Below are 317 nucleotides of genomic sequence, written 5' to 3' on the forward strand. Positions count from 1 at the left end.
TAGAAGCCTAGCAATGTCCTACTCTCACATGGGAACTCCCACACTACCATCGGCGCTACTGCGTTTCACTTCTGAGTTCGGAATGGGATCAGGTGGTGCCACAGTGCTATTGTCGCTAGACAAAACTTGTAATATCAAAGATATAATTTAATTTATACTGTTTAAAATACAAAGTAAATTAGAACCTTGGAACAAAAAACCCGTAGCATCAGCTACGGGTTTTTCTAAATAGAAGCCTAGCAATGTCCTACTCTCACATGGGAACTCCCACACTACCATCGGCGCTACTGCGTTTCACTTCTGAGTTCGGAATGGGA

Annotated in this window: 1 rRNA gene; it reads right to left on the reverse strand. The window is 42.9% G+C overall.

The annotated features are described in order from the left end of the window. Positions 1 to 5 precede the first annotated feature (5 nt). Positions 6 to 120 (reverse strand): 5S ribosomal RNA (gene rrf / locus H4J67_RS20140). Positions 121 to 317 lie beyond the last annotated feature (197 nt).

It is taken from the genome of Colwellia sp. BRX10-4 (assembly GCF_014077465.1).
In the GTDB taxonomy this organism is placed as follows: domain Bacteria; phylum Pseudomonadota; class Gammaproteobacteria; order Enterobacterales; family Alteromonadaceae; genus Colwellia_A.